We start from the raw sequence: 18,678 nt of genomic DNA on the forward strand, positions 1-18,678 counted from the left end.
GGTAACGCGCGGCCGGTGCCACGGTCGCATCGCCAGACAGGCCGGGTTCGCGCGGCCGGCGACCGGGCATCGCCCTGGATCCGCATGGAGGCCCGGCACGGCATCCATCCACCACCCGGTATCATGGCGACCTCGCCCCGGGGCGCGCCCAGCTGGGCGCTCGCGAAAGGCGGCCTCAGGCCGGGCGGTTGGCCGCGTCAGGCCCGGCGTCCAGCAGGGCCGCGCGCAGCTCCGTTATCAGCGCCCGGGCCGCCGGGCCCAGCACGCGGTCGCGGGGCTTCAGCAGGCCGATGCTGCGTGACACCGCCGGCTCCACCAGCGGCACCCTGGCCAGGCCGTACCCGGCCGGGCCATGCACGGCCGAGGCGGGCAGGACGGTCAGGCCGGCACCGGACGCCACCAGCGCCACGGCGGTGCCGAGGTGGCGCACCTCGATGCGCCAGCTGGCCGACACCTCGGCGCGCGCCAGCGAGGCCTCGATGATCCGCCGGTTCTCGCTGAGCGGTCCGATCGAGACCAGCGGCTCCCGCCCCAGCTCCGCCCAGGACACCGAGGCCTGCCGTGCCAGCCGGTGGTCGTGCGGGCAGATCAGGAAGAACGGCTCCTCCAGCAGCGGCTCGGCTTCCACCTTCCAGCTTTCCGAGCCGACCGCGGCCAGGGCGAAGTCCAGCTCGTTGCGCTCCAGCAGGGCGCGGATCTCGGTGGCGGAGCTGTCGTACACCACCACCTCGCCGCGCCAGCGCCGGCGGTGCTGCGCCAGCACCGGCGCCAGGTAGCGCACCGCGAGCGTGGGCAGGCAGCCCAGCCGCACCGCCTGCGAAGCCTCCCGGCTGCCGGCCCGGCGCAGCGCGTCGCTCAGCCGGGTCAGGGCGTCGCGCGCTTCGGGCAGCAGGGCGCTGCCGGCCGGCGTCAGCTGCACCGGCCGCCCGGTGCGCAGCAGCAGCGGCTGCCCCACCACCGCTTCCAGGCGCTGCATGCGCCGCGTCAGCGCCGGCTGGCTCAGGCCCAGCCGCTGCGCCGCGCGGTGGAAGGAGCCGAGTTCGGCGATCGCCAGGAAGGCTTCGAGGCCGGGCAGGTCGAGGTGCATCGGAGGAGGCTATGATGCGCCAGGCTGATCGAAGCGTCACGCCTTTGCATTGGACGCATCCGCTGCCGCCGCCCCCATGCTGCGCGCGGGAGAAAACGCATGAACAGCAGTACCGCCGACGATGTCGCACGCCTGCAGGACTGGGTCGGGCGCGAGGAGGTGGCGGAGGACGAGGCCAGCCTGCCGCTGGTGCGCCGCATGGCGGCGCTGCTGGACCTCGACCCGGACCGCTTCCGCCGCGGCGACGCCCTGCCGGAGAACTGGCACACGCTGTTCTTCACGCCGGTCGCGGGACAGTCGCAGCTCGGCCCCGACGGGCACCCGCGCAAGGGCGACTTCCTGCCGCCGGTGCCGCTGCCGCGCCGGATGTTCGCCGGCCGCCGGCTGCGCTTCCTGGCGCCGCTGCCGATCGGCAGCGCCCTGCGCCGCACGTCCACAGTGGCCGCGATCACCCACAAGACCGGACGCTCGGGCGAGATGGTGTTCGTGCGCGTCGAGCACGCCGTCGCCGCCGACGGACAGGTCGTGCTGCGCGAGGAGCACGACATCGTTTACCGCCCCGAGGCACCGCCCGGCGCCGGCGCGCCGCCGCCGGTGCAGGAAGCCGCCCTGCCGGAGCCGGACCTGCGCGAGCCCTACGCCCCGGACCCGGTGACGCTGTTCCGCTACTCGGCGCTGACCTTCAACGGCCACCGCATCCACTACGACCTGCCCTACACGCGGGAACAGGAGGGCTACCCGAACCTCGTGGTGAATGGCGGCCTGACCGCGCTGCGCTTCGGCGAACTGGCCAAGCGCCTGCTGCCTGGCAACCGCCTGGGCCGGCTGGCGGTGCGCAACGTGCGCCCCTTCTTCCTGGGCGCCGCGGGGGAACTCCTGGGTAAGCAGGAAGGGGACGGCAGCGTCCGCCTCTGGGCCCTGGACGGCAAGGGGCGCCCGATCGCCACGGCGGAGGCCTCGGACCGGCCGGGGGAGGGCGCGTGAGCGTGGCGGACCCGGAGGCGGCGCCCGTGGCCGGCCGCGGCCCGCTCGCCGGGCTGCGGGTGCTCGACGTCACCAGCACCATCGTCGGGCCCACCGCCACGCTGATCCTGGGCGAGCAGGGGGCCGAGGTCATCAAGGTGGAGCCGCCCGAGGGCGACGTCATGCGCCGCCTGGGCGGCCGGCCGCGCGAGCCCGGGCTGTCGCCGAAGTTCCTCCACTTCAACCGCAACAAGCGCTCCGTCGTGCTGGACCTCAAGACGGGGGAAGGGCGCGAGGTGATGCGGCGCCTGGCGGAGCGGGCGGACGTGTTCGTCAGCAACATGCGCCCCCGCGCGCTGGGGAGGCTCGGGCTCGGCTGGGAGGCGCTCTCGGCGCTCAACCCCCGGCTGGTGCACTGCACGATCGTGGGCTTCCTCGGCGGCGGCCCATACGAGGGCGCGCCGGCCTACGACACCATCATCCAGGGCCTGTCCGGCGTGGCGGGCGCCCATGTGGAACCCTTCGGCGAGCCGCGCTTCGCGCCCTTCGTGCTGGCCGACCACGTCACCGGCATCACCGCCGCGCAGGCGATCTGCGCCGCGCTGCTGGCCCGCGCCGGCAGCGGCCGCGGGCAGGCGATCGAGGTGCCGATGTTCGAGACCATGGCCGGCTTCGTGCTGATGCAGCACCTGGACCAGCGCACCTTCGACCGGGACGGCCACATGGGCGACCCGCGCATCATGTCGCCCGATGCGCGGCCGCTGCGCACGCGCGACGGCTTCATCTGCGTGTCCGCCAACACCGATGCCCAGGTGCGCGCCTTCTTCGAGGCCACCGGGCGGCAGGATCTGGCGGAGGACCCGCGCTTCAGCACGGTGGCGGCGCGCATCATCCACGTCGACGCCTTTTTCCGCCTGCGCGCCGAGGCGATGCTGGAGCGCCCCACCGCGGAATGGGTGGAGGTGCTGCGCCGCCACGACGTGCCGGCCATGCCCTGCCACACGCTGCAATCGCTGCTGGAGGACCCGCAGCTGCGGGCTTCCGGCGTGGTGACCAAAGAAAAAAACGAAAACGGGGAGGACGCGATGCTGGGACTGCGACACGCGAGCCGATACGGGGAGTCCGGGGTGGCGCCATCGCGCATGGCACCACGGCTGGGTGAGCACGGGCCGGAAATCCTGCGCGAGCTGGGCTACGACGAGGCGGAAGCGCGGCGCCTGCTGGCGGCGCGCGCCGGGGTGTCGCCCGAAGGGGTCTCGCCTGAGGGGGCGTCGTCTCAGGGGGCCTCGCCCGAGGTGCCCGCGTCATGAGGCGCCGTGCCCTCCTGCTCGGCGGCCTCGTTCTGGGCGCAGGCGCCGGACTGCTGCGGGCGCCGGCACTGGCGCAGCCCGGCGGCGACTGGCCCAACCAGCCGATCCGCCTCGTGGTGCCCTTTCCGCCGGGGGCCGCCAACGACAATCTGGGCCGCGCCATCGCCGATCAGCTCTCGCCCCGCCTGAAGCAGCCGGTGGTGGTGGAGAACCGCGCCGGCGCCGGCGGGTCGGTGGGCTCCGAGCTCGTGGCCCATGCCACGCCCGACGGCTACACGCTGCTGCTGGGCCATATCGGCACGCTGGCGGTGAACCCGGCGATCTACCCGCGCCTGCCCTACGACCCGGTGCGCGACTTCGCGCCCGTGGCGATGATCGCCAGCCTGCCCAACGTCGTGGTGGTCAACCCGAAGCAGCCCTTCGGCGACGTGCAGGCGCTGGTGGCCTATGCCCGCGCCAACCCGGGCAAGCTGCGCTACTGCTCCGCCGGCAACGGATCGGCCGGGCACATCGCGATGCTGGCCTTCCTGCAGGCCACCGACACCAAGATGGAGCACGTGCCCTATCGCGGGCTGGCACAGGGCATGAACGACCTGGTGGCGGGCTACGTCGACCTGACGCTGGGCGGCGCGCCGACCGTGATGCCACTGGTGCGCGACGGCCTCCTGCGCGCGCTGGCCGTCACCAGTGCCAATCGCGTAGCCTCGCTGCCCGAGTTGCCGACGGTGGCCGAAACCGTGGCGCCGGGCTTCGACGTGCAGCCCTGGTACGGCATCGCCGCCCCGCGCAACACGCCGGCCCCGATCGTGGAGCGCCTCAACCGCGAGATCAACGAGGTGCTGCGCTCGCCCGCGGTGATCAACCGGCTGGAGCAGGAAGGGGCCCATCCCGACCCGATGACGCCGGATGCCTTCGGCAGCTTCATCCGGACCGAGGTGCCGCGCTGGGGCAAGCTGATCCGCGACGCCGGCGTGACGGCGGACTGAGGCGCGCATGAACGGGAACCATCACGCCGCCTCGGGGGCCGCCCCAGGTGCTGTCACAGGTGCAGCCCCTTGGCGCTCGATGCTCTACGTGCCGGCCAACGTCGCGCGCTTCGTGAACAAGGCCGCGGCCACCGGGGCCGATGCCGTGATCCTCGACCTGGAGGACAGCGTGCCGCTGGCCAACAAGGCGGAAGCGCGCGACGCGCTGGCCGGGGCGGTGGCCACCTGCCGTGCCGGCGCGGATCGGATGGCGGTGCTGGCGCGCGTCAACCGTCCCCTGCGCCTGGCGGTGCCGGACCTCGTCGCCGCCGTGGCCGCGGGCGTCGACGGCGTGCTGCTGACCAAGGTGCACGGGCCTGAGCACGTGGCCCTGGTGGCGGAGTTGCTGGACGAGCTCGAGGCGGAGCGCCCGCCCGGCACGCCGCGCCGGGCCCCGACGGCGCTGGTGCCGGTGGTGGAAACCCCGCGCGCCGCGCTGCGCCTGGAGGCGATCGCCGCCGCCTCGCCGCGGATCGTGGGGATGCTGGTGGGGGCGGAGGACCTGGCGGCGGAATGCGGCAGCACCGCCGACGACCCGCTGATGGTCGGCGTCAAGCGCCAGATGGTGCTGGCCGCCGCCGCCGCCGGCATCGCGCCACTCGGCACGCTGGGCAGCGTCGCCGACTTCCGCGACCCCGAAGCCGTGCGAAGCGTGGCGGAGCAGGCGCGCCGCTCCGGCTTCACGGGGGCCAGCTGCATCCATCCGGCGCTGGTGCCGGTGCTCAACGCCGCCTTCTCGCCCGGTGAGGCGGAGCTCGCGCTGGCGCGCCGGCAGCTCGCCGCGGCGGAGGAGGCGGCGCGCGAGGGGCGCGGCTCCTTCACCGTGGACGGGCGCATGGTGGACGAGCCGATCCTGCGCCGCGCCCGCCGCCTCGTGGCGGCAGCGGAGGGGAGCGTCTGATCGTCCTGGCGCCGGATGGCGGTTAAGCCATCCTCGGGGGTGGAGGCGTGAGGGTGCCGAAAGCGCCCTCTCAGCCCGCGGACCTCTCGTGCGGCCGGCTCGGTGCCGGCCTCACAGCAGGTCCTCGATCCGGATGGGCAGGTCGCGGACACGCGTGCCCGTGGCGTGCCACACCGCGTTGGCGACGGCGGCGTTCATGCCGACGATGCCGATCTCGCCGAGGCCCTTGATGCCCAGCGGGTTCACTTGGCTGTCCTCTTCCGGCACCATGATCACCTCGATGCTGCGGACATCGGCGTTCACCGGGATCAGGTACTCGGCGATGTTGTCGTTGGTATAGCGCGCCGCCTGCGGGTCGATCTCGGTGGCCTCGTGCAGCGCGGCGCCGATGCCCCAGATCATGCCGCCCATGTACTGGCTGTGCGCCGTCAGCGGGTTGATGATGGTGGGGGAGGCGAAGGCCCCCACCGCGCGCGGCGCCCGCACCTCGCGGGTCAGCGCGTGCACCCGCACCTCCACGAACTGCGCGCCGAAGGCATAGGTGGTGGCGTCCTCCCGGCTGTGGCCGCGCGACATGGCCATCTGACCCTCGTAGATCTTGCCCATCGCTTCCGGCGGCAGGCCTTGCGGCACGTTCTCGGCATAAACCTCCAGCACGCCGGAGGCGACGCGGGCCAGCGCCTTGGGCAGTTCCTCCGCCTCGCCGCCAGGGCCGCGCAGGGTGCCGCCGGCCAGCGTCACGGCGGCCGGGTCCAGCCCAGCCAGGGCGCCGTCGTTGCTCAGCACCGCGGCCTCTGCCAGCCGCGCGCGCACGCCCTCGCAGGCCTTGGCGACGGCATGGGTGATGCCGGCGGTGTGACTGGAGCCGGCGGCGAGGCCTGCCGCCGGCAGTTCGGAGCCGCCCATCTCCACCACCACCTTGTCGATCGGCAGGCCCAGCCGATCGGCGGCCATCATGGCGACCACGGTATAGGCGCCGTTGCCGATGTCGTGCGCCGCGATCTGCACCCGCGCCCGCCCTTCCGGCGTCAGCGTCACGCGCGCCGCGGCGGGGCCGATATTGGCCGGGTAGGCCGCCGTGGCGCAGCCCCAGCCCACCAGCCAGTCGCCGTCGCGCATCGTGCCCGGGCGACGGTCGCGCCCCGCCCAGCCGAAGTGCGCCGCGCCCTCGTCGAAGCAGCGCATCAGCGAGCGGGAGCTGTAGGGCTTGCCCGTGACCGGATCGGTCTGGGTGTCGTTGATCCGCCGCAGCTCCACCGGGTCCATGTCCAGCGCGGCCGCCAGCTCGTCCATCGCGGATTCCAGCGCGAACATGTAGGGCGTGTCGGGCGGGGCGCGCATGAAGCCCGGCGTGTTGCGGTCGGCGTGGACGATGTTCACCTTGGTCAGGATGTTCGGGCAGCGGTAGATGCGCGCCGTGGTCTCGGTGCCCGATACGTTGTACTGCGAAGGGCGCGAGGTCACTTCCCAGCCCTCGTGCCGGAAGGCGGTGAGCTTGCCGTCGCGCGTGGCGCCGAGCTGCACGTGGTGGCGCGTTTCCGCCCGGTAGGTCGCGATGGTGAAGCCCTGGTCGCGCGTCGGCACCAGCCGCACCGGGCGGTTCAGCCGCCGCGCCGCCACCGCGATCCAGGCCGTGCGCGCGGTGATACCGCCCTTGGCCCCGAAGGCACCGCCGACGAAGCGCGACACCACGTGGATGTCGCCGGCCTCCATGCCCAGCTGTTTGGCCAGGCTGCCACGCAGGCCGTAGACGAACTGGCTCGGCTCGTAGACCGTGAGCTTGCCGTCGCGCCATTCGCAGGTGGTGGTGAACAGCTCGATGGCGTTGTGGTGCTGCGTCGGCGTGCCGTAGCGCGCGTCCAGCCGCACCTCCGCCGCGGCAAAGGCGGCCTCGGCATCGCCCACGCGGTAGTCGTGGTGCTCGCCCTCCTTGCGCACCTCCTCCTGCGCGCCGGGGCTGCCAAACGTGGCGGCGGGCGCTTCCGCCTCGTAGTCCACGCGCACCTTGTGCGCGGCTTCCCGCGCGGCCTCGAAACTGTCGGCCAGCACGACCGCGATGATCTGGCCGTCATGCCAGACGCGGTCGGATTCCAGCGTGGTGGTGGTGTCCTCGCCCGACATCGGCTTGGGCTTCCGCGCCTCGTCGCCGACATTCTCGTGCGTCAGGATGTCCAGCACGCCGGGCACCGCGCGCGCCGCCGCGAGGTCGAAGCCGCGGATGCGGCCGCGCGCGATGCTGCTGGTGACCAGGAAGGCGTGCGCCGGATTGGCCACCACCTCGTCCGAAGCGTAGCGGGCGCGGCCGGTGACCTTGGCGCGGCCGTCGACGCGGATGGCAGGGCGGCCGATCAGCTTTCCGTCGGGGAGATTGCCGTCGGGCATCGTCAGATCTCCATCGCCGCGGCCTGGAGCAGCGCGCGCACCAGCGTGCGGCGCCCGAGCTCCGGCTTGAAATCATTCTCGCCATGGGTGACGGCGTCGCGGAAGGCGGCTTCCGCCGCCGCGCGCGCCACGTTCTCGTCGACTGGTTGTCCGCGCAGCGCGTCCTCGGCCGCGTGGGCGCGCCAGGGCTTGGTGGCGACGCCGCCCAGCCCGATGCGCGCGTCGCGCACCACGCCGTCCTCGATGTGCAGTGCCACCGCGGCGGAGGCCTGGGCGAAGTCGTAGGATTCCCGGTCGCGGATTTTCAGGTAGAGCGAGCGCCGCGTCCAGGGGCCGGCGGGCACGTGGAAGGCGGCGATCAGCTCACCGGCCTGGAGGTTGGTTTCCAGGTCGGGCCGGTCGCCGGGCAGGCGGTGCAGCGCCTCGAAGGGGATGCGGCGCGTGGAACCATCCTCGGTCAGCAGCTCCACCTCCGCGCCCAGGGCGGCCAGCACGTTGGCGAAGTCGCCGGGGTAATGCGCGATGCAGTGTTCGCTGGTGCCGAGCACGGCCAGGCGGCGGTTGACGCCATGCAGCGCGGCGCAGCCGCTGCCGGGCTCGCGCTTGTTGCATTCGCGCCAGCTCGGATCACGGAAGTAGTTGCAGCGCGTCCGCTGCAGCACGTTGCCGCCCAGCGTCGCCATGTTGCGCAGCTGCTGGCTGGCGGCGAGCTTCAGCGATTGCGCGATCGCGGGGTAGTCGCGCAGCACGGCCGGGTGTTCCGCGGCCTCGGCCATGTGCGCCAGCGCGCCCAGGCGCAGCCCGCCGGCCTCCGCCTCGATGCTGCCGTGAGTGGCACGCAGCGGGCCGATGTTCACCAGCGCCGCCGGTTGCGCGACGCCGATCTTCATCAGGTCCAGCAGGTTGGTGCCGCCCGCCAGGAACTGCGCACCGGGCGCGGCCCCCAGCCGCAGCGCCGCCGGCGCGTCGGGCGCCACGTCGTAGGAGAAGGGCCGCATCTCAGCGCCCCTCCGTCATCGGCCTGGCCATCAGTGGCCTGGCCTGCTGCACCGCCGCCACGATCTTCGGGTAAGCGGCGCAGCGGCACAGGTTGCCGCTCATGTACTCGCGGATATCCTCCGGCGTGTCGGCATGGCCTTCCTCGACGCAGGCGATGGCGGACAGGATCTGCCCGGGCGTGCAATAGCCGCACTGGTAGGCGTCGTGCTCCAGGAAGGCCTGCTGCATCGGGTGCAGCGGGTCGTGCTCTCCGGCCAGGCCCTCGATCGTGGTGATCTCGGCGCCCTGCGCCGCCACCGCCAGCGTCAGGCAGGACAGCACGCGGCGCCCGTCCATCAGCACCGTGCAGGCGCCGCACTGGCCGAGGTCGCAGCCCTTCTTGCTGCCGGTCAGGTTCAGCCGTTCCCGCAGCGCGTCCAGCAGCGTGGTGCGAACGTCCACTGCGAGGCGGTGCTCGCCCCCATTCACCTTGAGCAGGATGTCCATGGCTCCGTTTCCTTGCCGATGGTGCTAGGGTTGCTACGCGGCGGGGTTCAGCTCGACCTTGATCCGGTCGGGGCGGCGCTGTTCGAACTGGCGATAGGCCTCGATCACGTCCGTCATCGGCTCCTGCCGGGTGATGATGGAGGTCGGGTTGGTGCTGCCGTTGTTCACTCGCTCCACCAGAGGATGGGTGGCGTCGGTGGGCCGGCGGATGGCCGGCTCGGGCACGCTATCCCGGCGAGCGTCGCCGACCCCATGGAACACGGCGGCTCTCATGCGACGCTCCTTCCGCTTCGCGGCACGGCGGGTTGCTGCGAGGCGCGTCAACCGCGCCCCACAGCCTCAGAACCCCTTCGGCAACCAGGAGTTCCACGTGGAATGGCGGGATACTCAGGATGCGCCCGCTGCCCGTCGGTTTGGCTGCCGGCGAACCGTGTCACCCCATGGCGGAGTGGCAGGACGGGCGCCCGGCCTCACGCGCTTCGGCCGAAGCGCGCCTGGAGCGGTGGGACGGGTCCCATCACGAGGGGCGGATCGACTGCTCGAGCGCGGGCCGGGTCCGTTCCGGCTGATTTGCTCTAGCTGGCCCGGAACTCTCCCCGTAAGCTTTCCGTTCTGCTGTTTGCCCCGCAAAGGAGACCCACATGGCCTGGAAGACCCCCAAGATCGTCGAAGTTGCCTTGGGTGCCGAAGTCAACACCTACGTCTGCGCCGAGAAGAAGTGAGACCTGACGCTGCCCGCTTGCTGACGGGCAGCGTCGCGCGTCCGACCCGGCCATGATCCGTGCCGTGGTGCTGGGGGCGGCCGCTGGTGGCGGCTTCCCCCAGTGGAATTCCAATGCCCCCGCCTGCAATCGCGCCCGCGCCGGGGACCCGGCGGCCCTGCCGCGCCACCAGGCCTCGATCGCCGTCAGCGCCGACAACCGTTCCTGGTACGTGTTGAACGCGTCGCCCGACCTGCGGCAGCAGATCGCGGAGAACCGCTGCCTGCATCCGCGGGAGGGCCTGCGCTCCACCCCCATCAGCGGCGTGCTGCTGACCGGCGGCGAGGTCGACACCGTCACCGGCCTCCTGACCCTGCGCGAGCGGCAGCCGCTGCGCCTGCTGGCCACCGCCGAGGTGCACGCGCTGCTCGACGCCAATCCGATCTTCGAGGCGCTGAACCGCGACACCGTGCCGCGTGAGGTGGTGCCGCTGCACAGCTGGTTCCCGCTGCGTGACGCGGATGGCGGCGAGACCGGGCTCAGCGCGATGCTCTTTCCCGTGCCCGGCAAGGTGCCGCTCTACATGGAACCGGCGGCCGACGGGACGCTGGCGCTGGATGCGGAAGACGGCGGCACGGTCGGCGTCGCCATCAGCGACGGGCGCGAGCGGATGTTCTACATCCCCGGCTGCGCGGCCATGACCCCGGCGCTGTCGGAAAGGCTGCGCAATGCGCGGCTCGTGCTGTTCGACGGCACGCTGTGGCGGGACGACGAGATGATCCGCGCCGGCCTCGGCCCCAAGACCGGCCAGCGCATGGGGCATATCTCGGCCGAGGGGCCGGCGGGCTCGTTGCGCGCCTTCGCCGAACTGGGGGTGGCACGCAAGGTGTTCATCCACATCAACAACTCGAACCCTGTCCTGCTGGACGACTCACCGGAACGCGCCGCGGCGCTGGCCGCCGGCTGGGAGGTCGCCCATGACGGCATGGAGCTGACGCTGGAATGACGAGCCCGCTTTCCCCCGAGGCGCTGGAGGCCGCACTGCGCCAGATCGGCGCCGAGCGCTACCACAACCTCCATCCATTCCACCGCGCGCTGCACGACGGACGGCTGCAGCGGCATCAGGTGCAGGCCTGGGCGCTGAACCGCTTCTACTACCAGTCCCGCATCCCGGCGAAGGACGCCTTCCTGGTGGCCCGCCTGCCGGACCCGGCGCTGCGCCGCCTGTGGCGGAGCCGCATCGAGGACCATGACGGCGACGTGCAGCCCGAGGGCGCCGAGCAGAACGGCGGCATCGCCCGCTGGCTGAAGCTGACGGACGGGCTCGGGCTCGATCGCGACTACGTCGTTTCCACCAAGGGTATCCTGCCGGGCACGCGCCACGCGGTGGATGCCTACGTCAACTTCGTCCGCGACCGCCCGATCCTGGAGGCGATCGCCTCCTCGCTGACCGAGATGTTCTCGCCCAATATCATCAGCGAGCGCGTGTCGGGCATGCTGCGCCACTACAGTTTCGTCACGCCCGAAACGCTGGCCTACTTCACGCCGCGCCTCACCCAGGCGCCCAAGGACGTGGAGTTCGCGCTGGACTACGTGAAGCGGCACGCCTGCAGCGCCGGGGATCAGGAGGCGGTGCTGGACGCGCTGCGCTTCAAGTGCGGCGTGCTCTGGGCGCAGCTGGACGCGCTGGACTACGCCTACGTCGCGCCGGGCCATATTCCGCCGGGTGCCTGGCGGCCGTGACCGAGGCAGGCGTCCCGCGCTTCGCCCCCGGCGTCCGCTTGCGCTACGACAAGGCCCGCGAGAGCTGGGCCCTGTTGGCGCCGGAGCGGCTGTTCCAGCCGGACGAGCAGGCCACCGCCATCCTGCGGCTGGTGGATGGCGCGCGCAGCATCGCCGCCATCGTCGACCTGCTGGCCGGGCGCTACGACGCGCCGCGCGAGCTGATCGCCGGTGACGTGCTGGCGATGCTGGAAGACCTCGCGGGCAAGGGGATGATTCGGGCATGACGGTTGTGGCCGCGCCCGTGATCGCGCCGCCGATGTCGCTGCTGGCGGAGTTGACGCATCGCTGCCCGCTGGCCTGTCCCTACTGCTCCAACCCGCTCGAGCTGGAGCACACGGCACGCGAGCTGGACACCGCGGCCTGGAAGCGCGTGCTGAGCGAGGCCGCGGATCTCGGCGTGCTGCAGGTGCATTTTTCCGGCGGCGAGCCGATGGTGCGGCGCGACCTCGAGGAACTGGTGCGCCACGCCCGGGCGGTCGATCTTTACAGCAACCTGATCACCTCCGGCGTCACCCTGACCGAGGGGCGGCTGGCCGCGCTGATCGAGGCCGGGCTCGATCACGTCCAGCTCAGCTTCCAGGATGTCGACGCCGACAGCGCCGAGCGCATCGGCGGGCTACGGGGCGCGCAGGCGCGCAAGCTGGCCGCGGCCCGCATGATCCGCGCGGCCGACCTGGCGCTGACGGTCAACTTCGTGGTGCACCGCGAGAACGTCGCGAATGTCGGCGCCATGATCGAGCTGGCTGCGGAGCTCGGCGCGCGCCGGGTGGAGATCGCCCATACGCAGTATTACGGCTGGGGGCTGGTGAACCGCGACGCGCTGCTGCCCAGCGCCGCGCAGCTGGAAGCGGCGACCGCCGCCGTCGAGGCCGCGCGCCTTCGTCACGCAGGGCGGATGGCGATCGACTACGTCACGCCCGACTACCATGCGACGCAGCCCAAGCCCTGCATGGGTGGCTGGGCGCAGCGCTTCGTCAACATCTCGCCGTCAGGTCTGGCGCTGCCCTGTCACGCCGCCGAAACCATCCCGGGCATGCTGTTCCCCTCCGTGCGGGAACACGCGCTGGGCGAGATCTGGCAGCACTCGGAGGCGTTCAACCGCTTCCGCGGCACCGACTGGATGCCGGCGGAATGCCGCTCCTGTGCCCTGAAGGAGCGCGACTGGGGCGGCTGCCGATGCCAGGCGCTGGCGCTGGCCGGCGACGCTGCGGCCGCCGACCCGGTCTGCGAACGCTCGCCCCATCATCAGCGGGTGCTGGCGGCGCTGGCCGCCAGCGAGGCGCCGGCGCCGGAGCTGGTCTGGCGCGTCAACCGGCGGTGACGCGCCACACGACGTCGCCGACGTCGTCCACCATCAGCACCGCGCCGTCCGGGCCCATGTGCACGCCCACCGGGCGGCCGTAGGACTCCTTCTCGTCGGGTGCCAGGAAGCCCGACAGGATGTCGCGCGGCGGGCCGCTCGGGTGGCCGTCGGCGAAGGGCACGAAGACCAGCTTGTAGCCGCTGAGCAGGCTGCGGTTCCAGGAACCGTGCTGGCCGATCGCCATGCCCTCGGGGAAGCCGGGCAGCGTGCCTTCCGGCAGCCAGCACAGGCCGAGCGAGGCGGTATGTCCGCCCAGCGCGTAGTCCGGGGTGATGGCGCTGGCGACCTTGGCGGCGTCCTGCGGCACCCGGTCGTCGACGATGCGGTCCCAGTAGCAGTAGGGCCAGCCGTAGAAGCCGCCGTCGACCACGCTGGTCAGGTAGTCCGGCGGGGTTTCGTCGCCCAGGCCGTCGCGCTCGTTCACCACGGTCCAGAGCGCGCCGGTCTTGGGCTCCCACGCCATGCCCACGGCGTTGCGCAGGCCGGTGGCGAAGATGCGGCGCTGTTCGGTGGCGAGGTCGATCACGTGGATCGCGGCGCGGCCTTCTTCTTCCTCCATGCCGTTGTCGGCGATGTTGGTCATCGAGCCGACGCCGACGAAGAGCTTGGTCTGGTCCGGGCTGACCAGCAGGCTGCGCGTCCAGTGGCCGCCGGGCTTGAAGTCGCAGATCTTGCGCCCCGGTGCCTTGATGCTGTTGGCGCCCGGCTCGTAGGGGAAGGCCACGAGGCCGTCGGTGTTGCCGACGTAGAAGGTGTTGCCCACCAGCGCCATGCCGAAGGGCTGGTTGAGGTTTTCCAGGAAGCTGTGCCGGATCTCGGCGATGCCGTCGCCGTCGGCGTCGCGCAGCAGGGTGATGCGGTTGGCGCTGACGCCCATGGCGGCGGCGCGCTTCATGGTCGCGACCTGGGCATAGTCCCACAGGTTCTTGGCGGGCCTGGTGACGCTGCTGGACTCCGCCACCAGCACGTCGCCGTTGGGCAGGACGCAGAGCCAGCGCGGGTGTTCCAGGTCAGTCGCGAAGGCGTTGACCTTCAGCCCCGGTGCCGCGATCGGCTTGCGTCCGCCGTGCCAGCCCCGGGCCGTCGGCATCTTGAGGGTCGGGATGGCACCCTGCGGCTTGGCCGTCGGGATGGCGGGGGCCTTGCCCCAGGCCGGCGTCGGCGTCCCGTCGGTCATGCGGCGGACCGCCACCGTGGCGGAGCCGACCGCGGCCACGAGCTGCGCGAAGATACCTGTGAAACTCAAAGGGGCCGCTCCTGTCGTGAGCCTTGCTGGCAGAAGATCAGCCGGTCTCCGGTTGATCAAGCCCCGGCCAGGCGGAACATCATCACCCTCTCGCTCGGTGGGCGGCTCCGCTCGCGGCCCGGGATGCCGCCGCGGCTGACGGGTTCCCGCCCGCAACCAGGCTGCGGGTGCCGGTGGGTGAGCCTGGAGACCCGTTCGCCGGCGCCTCCGCCCCTGGACATCCCGTGCGGCCGCAGGCCCCCTCCGGACACGATCCGCCGAAGCCGCGGCGGCAGCCTCGCACGCGGCTCCCCGACCGGCCGCGTGCCGCCTGGGTCGAAGGGGCTGCCGCTCGGCGTCGTTTGCCGGGTGCGTGCCATGGCCAAGCCATGCTGCGTCTGCTAACCGCTGTTCCCGTTCGGGAATATCGTGATCGAGCGGAGAAGTCATGTACCGCAAGCGTCTGCTCTCGGCCGTGCTGGGGGGCCTGCTGCTCACCGGCGCCGCCGCGCCCTCCCATGCCGACGAGGCGTTCCGCGTCACCTATGCGGGTTCCATGGGCGTCGTCATGGACAAGGCCCTGGGCCCGGCCTTCGCCCGGCAGGAACACCTGACCTATGAGGGGCAGGGAGAGGGTGCCTACGGCATGGCCCGGCTGCTCGCCTCCCACAAGGTCACCGCGGACGTCTTCGTTTCCATCACGCCGGGGCCGATGAGCATCCTCAAGGAAGCGGGGCTGATGGACGAGGCGGTGCCGGTCGCCAGCACGCGCATGGTCATCGCCTATAATCCGCAAGGGCCCTACGCGGCGCGCTTCGAGGCGGCCTCCCGGCCCTCGCCCGCCGAGCCCTGGTGGAAGATCCTGATGACGCCGGGCTTTCATCTCGGCCGCACGGACCCGGCCTCCGATCCCGGCGGTCAGAACATCATCTTCACGACGCTGCTCGCCGAGAAGTATTACCGCCAGCCCGGCCTCGCCCATGCCATCCTCGGCGACCCGCAGAACGAGGCGCAGATTTCCGGCGAGGGCGGGCTGCTGACGCGCCTGCGGGCCGGCCAGATCGATGCGGCGGGCGGCTACGAGAGCGCCACGATCTCGGCGCATCTGCCCTACGTCGTGCTGCCCGACGAGATCAACCTGAGCAACCCGGCCATGGCACGGCAGTGGTACGACACCGTTTCCTTCAGCATCAAGGGCCATGACGGCAAGGAGCAGGTGCTGCACACCCAGCCGCTGGTGTTCTACGCCACCGTGCTGCGCAACGCCCCGCACCCGGACGAGGCCCGCCGGTTCGTCAGCTTCATGACCTCGGCCGAAGGGCAGGCGCTGCTGCGCGAAAACGGCTACGGACCGCCCAAGGGCGACAACCTCGCCCCCTGACCGCAGTGCGGCCGGACGGGTCCCTCCCGTTCCGGCCGCGCCGGACCACGGAACATGACCACCGGACCCCTGCCCAGGTCTTCCGCGCCGCGCGTGCTCGCCTGGCTGCTCATCCCGGCCTGCCTGCTGATGCTGGCCCCCTTCGCCACCCTGCTGCGGGAAACATCCTGGCGGGATTTCACCCTGGCCTACGGCGATGCGCGCGCGGTGGGAACCTCGTTCGGGCTGGGGCTGGTGGCGATCGTCGCGATCGCCCTGCTCGGAACGCCGCTGGCGCTCTGGCAGGCCCGCACGCGCGCGGCCATCCGGCCGCTGGTGGACGCCCTCGTGCTCGCCACGGCCGCGACGCCGCCGCTGGCCATGGGCATCCTGCTCGTGTCGGTTTACGGCCCCTACGGCAGCGTGGGGGGCGGGCTGGCGCGGCTCGGGCTGACGCTCAACAACAATCCCGCCGCCTTCGTGCTGGCGCAGGTCTATGCCGGCATCGGCTACTACGTGCTGGCGGCGCGCAATGCTTTCGAGGCCTTCAGCCCCGTCGCGGAACAGGCCGCGCAGAGCCTTGGTGCCAATGGCTGGCAGACGTTTCGCCGCGTCACGCTGCCGCTCGCCGCGCGCGGGCTGCTGGGCGGGCTGGTGCTCGCCTGGGTGCGGCTCATCGGCGAGTTCGGCATCGTCATGGTCTTCGCCTACTTCCCACAAGGGATCCCGGTGAAGCTCTACGTGGATCTGCAGGACGAGGGGCTGGATGCCGTTTACGCCCTGCTCTGGGTCCTGCTGCTCATGACTCTGCCGCTGCCCGTCCTGGGGGCCTTCCGGCGGCGGCGCTGATGCCCTAGCGCCATTCGACGCGCGTCCGGCAGCATCCCCGCCCCGCCGCGGCGGAGCATCGGGGGAAAGATGCTTCGCGGCCGCCGCCAGTTCCGGAGCGGTGCCCCTGGTCTCAGCCGGCGCTCGAGGCGTCCGCGCCCCTGCGGCCGCGCAGGCGTTCCGTGTCGCGTCCCGGCGGGGCGCCGAACATGCGGGCGTATTCGCGGCTGAACTGCGACGCGCTGCCGTAGCCGACCATGTGCCCGGCGCGGGCGACGTCGGCGCTGCTGCCGAGGAGCTGGCGGGCTTCCTGGAGGCGGAGCATCTTCTGGTACTGGAGTGGGCTCATCGCCGTGGCCGCCTTGAAGTGGCGGTGAAACGAGGCCGGGCTCATCCCCGCGAGCTCGGCGAGCTGTTCCACGCGCAGCGCCTCGTCGAAATGCGCCCGGATCCAGGCGATCGCGCGACGGACCTGGCTCAGCTGGCTGTCGGCGCGGGCGACCTGGCGCAGCGCGCCGCCCTGCGGCCCCTTCAGGAGGCGGTAGAGCACCTCGCGCTCATGCACCGGCGCGAGCACCGGGATGTCGTCGGGCGTGTCGAGCAGCCGCAGCAGGCGCGACAGGGCGTCGAGCAGGTCGGGCGTCACGGCGCTGACCGCGAAGCCGGTGGTTTCGCCCTCGGGGGCGGGCGGCATGTCCAGGATCAGCGAGCACAGCGCCGCCCGGTCCAGCTTCAGGCTGAAGGCCAGGTAGGGCTGCGCCCGGGTGCCCTCGATCACCCAGCTCGAGGCCGGGAACTCGACGGTCGCGATGAAGTAGTTCGCCGGGTCGTAGCGCAGGGTGCGCCGGCCGACCGTGATCTGCTTGGCGCCCTGCAGAACCAGGACGAGCGAGGGCTCGTAGAGGCCGTGCGTCGGACTGGGCGTGACCTGGCCGCTGTGCACCAGCACGCGCGGCAGGCCGGTCTGGTGACGCAGGCCCTCGGCGTGGCGCTCCGCGATCTCGCGCATCCGTGTCAGCTGGTCCTGCATGCTTCCCCCATCGCGCCGTGCCGCGGCGGAGGCAAGTGGGTTCCGCCTCCCACGGGGTGCCACAGGGCATCGGTGAGAGGATCGGGCAAGAGATCGAGACGATCGGGCTTTGCGGAAACAGGGGCGGCGCCGATCTGGTCGCCGGTGCCGGGATGGCGGGTGCGGCGGGCGGTTCGCGCCGGCGCCGCGTCGCGGCGCGCAGGTTTCGGAAAGGATGACCCCATGAAGTACCGCAGGCTTGGCCAGGGTCTCGAGGTGTCGGCGATCGGCATCGGCTGCATGCCCATGATCCGCGAGGGCAACATCAACTACGGCACCGCCGACGATGCGGTGTCGACGCGCACGATCCACGAGGCGATCGACCTTGGCATCACCTTCTTCGACACCGCCGAGATGTACGGGCCCTTCCGCAACGAGGAGCTCGTCGGCGCGGCGATCAAGGGCCGGCGCGAGGGGCTGGTGATCGCGACGAAGTTCGCGATGCGCTGGGACGGGAACAGGCCGGCCGGGATCGACGGCAGCCCGGAGAACGCGCGCCGTGCCTGCGAGGGATCGCTGAAGCGGCTTGGCATCGACACGATCGACCTGTTCTACCAGCACCGCGTCGATCCCAACGTGCCGATCGAGGAAACGGTGGGCGGCATGGCCGAGCTCGTGCGGGAGGGCAAGGTGCGCTTCCTGGGGCTCTCCGAAGCGGCTGCCGCGACGGTGCGGCGCGCGGCCAAGGTGCATCCGATCGCGGCGTTGCAGAGCGAGTATTCGATCTGGGAGCGCGACGTCGAGGGTGACGTCCTCGCCGCCTGTCGGGAGAACGGCATCGGCTTCGTGCCCTACAGCCCGCTCGGCCGCGGCTTCCTGGCGGGGGGCATCCGCAGCCTGGACGAGCTGCCCGCCGGTGACTGGCGGCGCAACGACCCGCGCTACTCACCTGAGAACATGCCGAAGAACCTCGCGATCGTGGACGCGATCGCGGCGGTGGCCGCGCGCCACGGCGTGTCCAACGCGCAGGTCGCCCTGGCCTGGCTGCTGGCGCAGGGCGACGACATCGTGCCGATCCCCGGCGTGAAGCGCAGCGAAACGCTGCGCGACAGCGCGGGCGCCCCCGACGTCACGCTCACCGCGGAGGACCTCGCGGCGATCGAGGCGGTGGCGCCGAATGGCGGCACGGCGGGCCCGCGCTACGCGGCGGCCGGGATGGCGACCGTCAAGCTCTAGGCTGCGCGACGCGGCGGA

General features: G+C 72.1%; 19 protein-coding genes. 12 read left to right on the forward strand and 7 right to left on the reverse strand.

Annotated features, from left to right (window positions below; all coding sequences use genetic code 11):
* Window positions 1-175: 175 nt before the first annotated feature.
* Window positions 176-1,087: a LysR family transcriptional regulator gene (locus ACFFGY_RS01255; RefSeq protein WP_377042541.1), complete on the reverse strand. Its 912-nt coding sequence runs from the start codon at window positions 1,085-1,087 to the stop codon at window positions 176-178.
* Between the two features lie 99 nt (window positions 1,088-1,186).
* Here ACFFGY_RS01255 and ACFFGY_RS01260 point away from each other — a divergent pair, with 99 nt between their 5' ends.
* The 4 genes from ACFFGY_RS01260 to ACFFGY_RS01275 all read left to right on the forward strand — a co-directional run bounded on the left by ACFFGY_RS01260 (window position 1,187) and on the right by ACFFGY_RS01275 (window position 5,286).
* A complete protein-coding gene (locus ACFFGY_RS01260) occupies window positions 1,187-2,071 on the forward strand; it encodes an FAS1-like dehydratase domain-containing protein (RefSeq protein WP_377042543.1) in 885 nt (294 codons plus the stop codon).
* Window positions 2,068-3,360, forward strand: coding sequence for a CaiB/BaiF CoA transferase family protein (locus tag ACFFGY_RS01265; protein WP_377042544.1), 1,293 nt, complete (start codon window positions 2,068-2,070; stop codon window positions 3,358-3,360). Before ACFFGY_RS01260 ends, ACFFGY_RS01265 begins: the two co-directional genes overlap by 4 nt.
* Window positions 3,357-4,346, forward strand: coding sequence for a Bug family tripartite tricarboxylate transporter substrate binding protein (locus tag ACFFGY_RS01270; protein WP_377042545.1), 990 nt, complete (start codon window positions 3,357-3,359; stop codon window positions 4,344-4,346). Before ACFFGY_RS01265 ends, ACFFGY_RS01270 begins: the two co-directional genes overlap by 4 nt.
* Before the next feature lie 79 nt (window positions 4,347-4,425).
* Complete coding sequence (locus ACFFGY_RS01275) at window positions 4,426-5,286, forward strand: HpcH/HpaI aldolase/citrate lyase family protein (protein WP_377042547.1); 861 nt, start codon at window positions 4,426-4,428, stop codon at window positions 5,284-5,286.
* Between the two features lie 111 nt (window positions 5,287-5,397).
* Here the strand turns inward: ACFFGY_RS01275 and ACFFGY_RS01280 are convergent, their stop codons facing one another.
* Genes ACFFGY_RS01280 through ACFFGY_RS01295 form a run of 4 tightly spaced genes read right to left on the reverse strand, consistent with a single transcriptional unit; the run spans window position 5,398 to window position 9,426 of the window.
* A complete protein-coding gene (locus tag ACFFGY_RS01280) occupies window positions 5,398-7,668 on the reverse strand; it encodes a xanthine dehydrogenase family protein molybdopterin-binding subunit (RefSeq protein WP_377042548.1) in 2,271 nt (756 codons plus the stop codon).
* Between the two features lie 2 nt (window positions 7,669-7,670).
* Window positions 7,671-8,666 carry an FAD binding domain-containing protein gene (locus ACFFGY_RS01285; protein ID WP_377042549.1) on the reverse strand — a complete coding sequence of 332 codons (996 nt, stop codon included), beginning with the start codon at window positions 8,664-8,666 and terminating at the stop codon, window positions 7,671-7,673.
* Between the two features lies 1 nt (window position 8,667).
* Window positions 8,668-9,153 carry a (2Fe-2S)-binding protein gene (locus tag ACFFGY_RS01290; protein ID WP_377042550.1) on the reverse strand — a complete coding sequence of 162 codons (486 nt, stop codon included), beginning with the start codon at window positions 9,151-9,153 and terminating at the stop codon, window positions 8,668-8,670.
* 33 nt (window positions 9,154-9,186) lie between these two features.
* Window positions 9,187-9,426 (reverse strand): hypothetical protein, encoded by a 240-nt coding sequence (locus ACFFGY_RS01295; RefSeq protein WP_377042551.1) that lies wholly within the window; start codon window positions 9,424-9,426, stop codon window positions 9,187-9,189.
* A 368-nt stretch (window positions 9,427-9,794) separates the two neighbouring features.
* On the opposite strand from ACFFGY_RS01295, the gene pqqA reads away from it, so the two are divergent.
* Genes pqqA through pqqE form a run of 5 tightly spaced genes read left to right on the forward strand, consistent with a single transcriptional unit; the run spans window position 9,795 to window position 12,960 of the window.
* The gene (pqqA, locus tag ACFFGY_RS01300; RefSeq protein ID WP_377042651.1) at window positions 9,795-9,875 is read left to right on the forward strand and encodes a pyrroloquinoline quinone precursor peptide PqqA; all 81 of its coding nucleotides are present in this window, start codon (window positions 9,795-9,797) and stop codon (window positions 9,873-9,875) included.
* 52 nt (window positions 9,876-9,927) lie between these two features.
* Window positions 9,928-10,860: a pyrroloquinoline quinone biosynthesis protein PqqB gene (gene pqqB, locus ACFFGY_RS01305; protein ID WP_377042552.1), complete on the forward strand. Its 933-nt coding sequence runs from the start codon at window positions 9,928-9,930 to the stop codon at window positions 10,858-10,860.
* The gene (gene pqqC / locus ACFFGY_RS01310; RefSeq protein WP_377042553.1) at window positions 10,857-11,597 is read left to right on the forward strand and encodes a pyrroloquinoline-quinone synthase PqqC; all 741 of its coding nucleotides are present in this window, start codon (window positions 10,857-10,859) and stop codon (window positions 11,595-11,597) included. Before pqqB ends, pqqC begins: the two co-directional genes overlap by 4 nt.
* A complete protein-coding gene (pqqD, locus tag ACFFGY_RS01315) occupies window positions 11,594-11,863 on the forward strand; it encodes a pyrroloquinoline quinone biosynthesis peptide chaperone PqqD (RefSeq protein WP_377042554.1) in 270 nt (89 codons plus the stop codon). The genes pqqC and pqqD overlap by 4 nt, the downstream gene beginning before the upstream one ends.
* Window positions 11,860-12,960, forward strand: coding sequence for a pyrroloquinoline quinone biosynthesis protein PqqE (pqqE, locus tag ACFFGY_RS01320; protein WP_377042555.1), 1,101 nt, complete (start codon window positions 11,860-11,862; stop codon window positions 12,958-12,960). The genes pqqD and pqqE overlap by 4 nt, the downstream gene beginning before the upstream one ends.
* Here the strand turns inward: pqqE and ACFFGY_RS01325 are convergent.
* On the reverse strand, window positions 12,947-14,248 hold the full coding sequence (locus ACFFGY_RS01325; protein WP_377042556.1) for a PQQ-dependent sugar dehydrogenase: 1,302 nt from the start codon (window positions 14,246-14,248) through the stop codon (window positions 12,947-12,949). The genes pqqE and ACFFGY_RS01325 overlap by 14 nt on opposite strands.
* A gap of 427 nt (window positions 14,249-14,675) precedes the next feature.
* Between ACFFGY_RS01325 and ACFFGY_RS01330 the strand changes: the two genes are divergently transcribed.
* Together ACFFGY_RS01330 and ACFFGY_RS01335 are read left to right on the forward strand one after the other, a co-directional pair.
* Window positions 14,676-15,608 (forward strand): extracellular solute-binding protein, encoded by a 933-nt coding sequence (locus ACFFGY_RS01330; protein ID WP_377042557.1) that lies wholly within the window; start codon window positions 14,676-14,678, stop codon window positions 15,606-15,608.
* Between the two features lie 54 nt (window positions 15,609-15,662).
* Entirely contained in the window at window positions 15,663-16,436 is a 774-nt protein-coding gene (locus tag ACFFGY_RS01335) for an ABC transporter permease subunit (RefSeq protein ID WP_377042558.1), read from the forward strand.
* Between the two features lie 112 nt (window positions 16,437-16,548).
* On the opposite strand, the gene ACFFGY_RS01340 is transcribed toward ACFFGY_RS01335, so the two are convergent.
* On the reverse strand, window positions 16,549-17,445 hold the full coding sequence (locus tag ACFFGY_RS01340; RefSeq protein WP_377042559.1) for an AraC family transcriptional regulator: 897 nt from the start codon (window positions 17,443-17,445) through the stop codon (window positions 16,549-16,551).
* A 222-nt stretch (window positions 17,446-17,667) separates the two neighbouring features.
* Between ACFFGY_RS01340 and ACFFGY_RS01345 the strand changes: the two genes are divergently transcribed.
* On the forward strand, window positions 17,668-18,660 hold the full coding sequence (locus tag ACFFGY_RS01345; RefSeq protein WP_377042560.1) for an aldo/keto reductase: 993 nt from the start codon (window positions 17,668-17,670) through the stop codon (window positions 18,658-18,660).
* Window positions 18,661-18,678 lie beyond the last annotated feature (18 nt).

It is taken from the genome of Roseomonas elaeocarpi, assembly GCF_042433915.1.
Lineage (GTDB): Bacteria > Pseudomonadota > Alphaproteobacteria > Acetobacterales > Acetobacteraceae > Roseomonas > Roseomonas elaeocarpi.

What these genes read in the sequence shown, in the direction of transcription:
- ACFFGY_RS01260 (WP_377042543.1), top strand. Translation starts at nt 1,187, where the DNA reads ATGAACAGCAGTACCGCCGACGATGTCGCACGCCTGCAGGACTGGGTC.
- ACFFGY_RS01335 (WP_377042558.1), top strand. Translation starts at nt 15,663, where the DNA reads ATGACCACCGGACCCCTGCCCAGGTCTTCCGCGCCGCGCGTGCTCGCC.
- ACFFGY_RS01345 (WP_377042560.1), top strand. Translation starts at nt 17,668, where the DNA reads ATGAAGTACCGCAGGCTTGGCCAGGGTCTCGAGGTGTCGGCGATCGGC.
- ACFFGY_RS01275 (WP_377042547.1), top strand. Translation starts at nt 4,426, where the DNA reads ATGCTCTACGTGCCGGCCAACGTCGCGCGCTTCGTGAACAAGGCCGCG.
- pqqC (WP_377042553.1), top strand. Translation starts at nt 10,857, where the DNA reads ATGACGAGCCCGCTTTCCCCCGAGGCGCTGGAGGCCGCACTGCGCCAG.
- ACFFGY_RS01295 (WP_377042551.1), bottom strand. Translation starts at nt 9,426, where the DNA reads ATGAGAGCCGCCGTGTTCCATGGGGTCGGCGACGCTCGCCGGGATAGC.
- pqqB (WP_377042552.1), top strand. Translation starts at nt 9,928, where the DNA reads ATGATCCGTGCCGTGGTGCTGGGGGCGGCCGCTGGTGGCGGCTTCCCC.
- pqqE (WP_377042555.1), top strand. Translation starts at nt 11,860, where the DNA reads ATGACGGTTGTGGCCGCGCCCGTGATCGCGCCGCCGATGTCGCTGCTG.
- ACFFGY_RS01285 (WP_377042549.1), bottom strand. Translation starts at nt 8,666, where the DNA reads ATGCGGCCCTTCTCCTACGACGTGGCGCCCGACGCGCCGGCGGCGCTG.
- ACFFGY_RS01270 (WP_377042545.1), top strand. Translation starts at nt 3,357, where the DNA reads ATGAGGCGCCGTGCCCTCCTGCTCGGCGGCCTCGTTCTGGGCGCAGGC.
- ACFFGY_RS01280 (WP_377042548.1), bottom strand. Translation starts at nt 7,668, where the DNA reads ATGCCCGACGGCAATCTCCCCGACGGAAAGCTGATCGGCCGCCCTGCC.
- ACFFGY_RS01330 (WP_377042557.1), top strand. Translation starts at nt 14,676, where the DNA reads ATGTACCGCAAGCGTCTGCTCTCGGCCGTGCTGGGGGGCCTGCTGCTC.
- ACFFGY_RS01255 (WP_377042541.1), bottom strand. Translation starts at nt 1,087, where the DNA reads ATGCACCTCGACCTGCCCGGCCTCGAAGCCTTCCTGGCGATCGCCGAA.
- pqqA (WP_377042651.1), top strand. Translation starts at nt 9,795, where the DNA reads ATGGCCTGGAAGACCCCCAAGATCGTCGAAGTTGCCTTGGGTGCCGAA.
- ACFFGY_RS01290 (WP_377042550.1), bottom strand. Translation starts at nt 9,153, where the DNA reads ATGGACATCCTGCTCAAGGTGAATGGGGGCGAGCACCGCCTCGCAGTG.
- ACFFGY_RS01340 (WP_377042559.1), bottom strand. Translation starts at nt 17,445, where the DNA reads ATGCAGGACCAGCTGACACGGATGCGCGAGATCGCGGAGCGCCACGCC.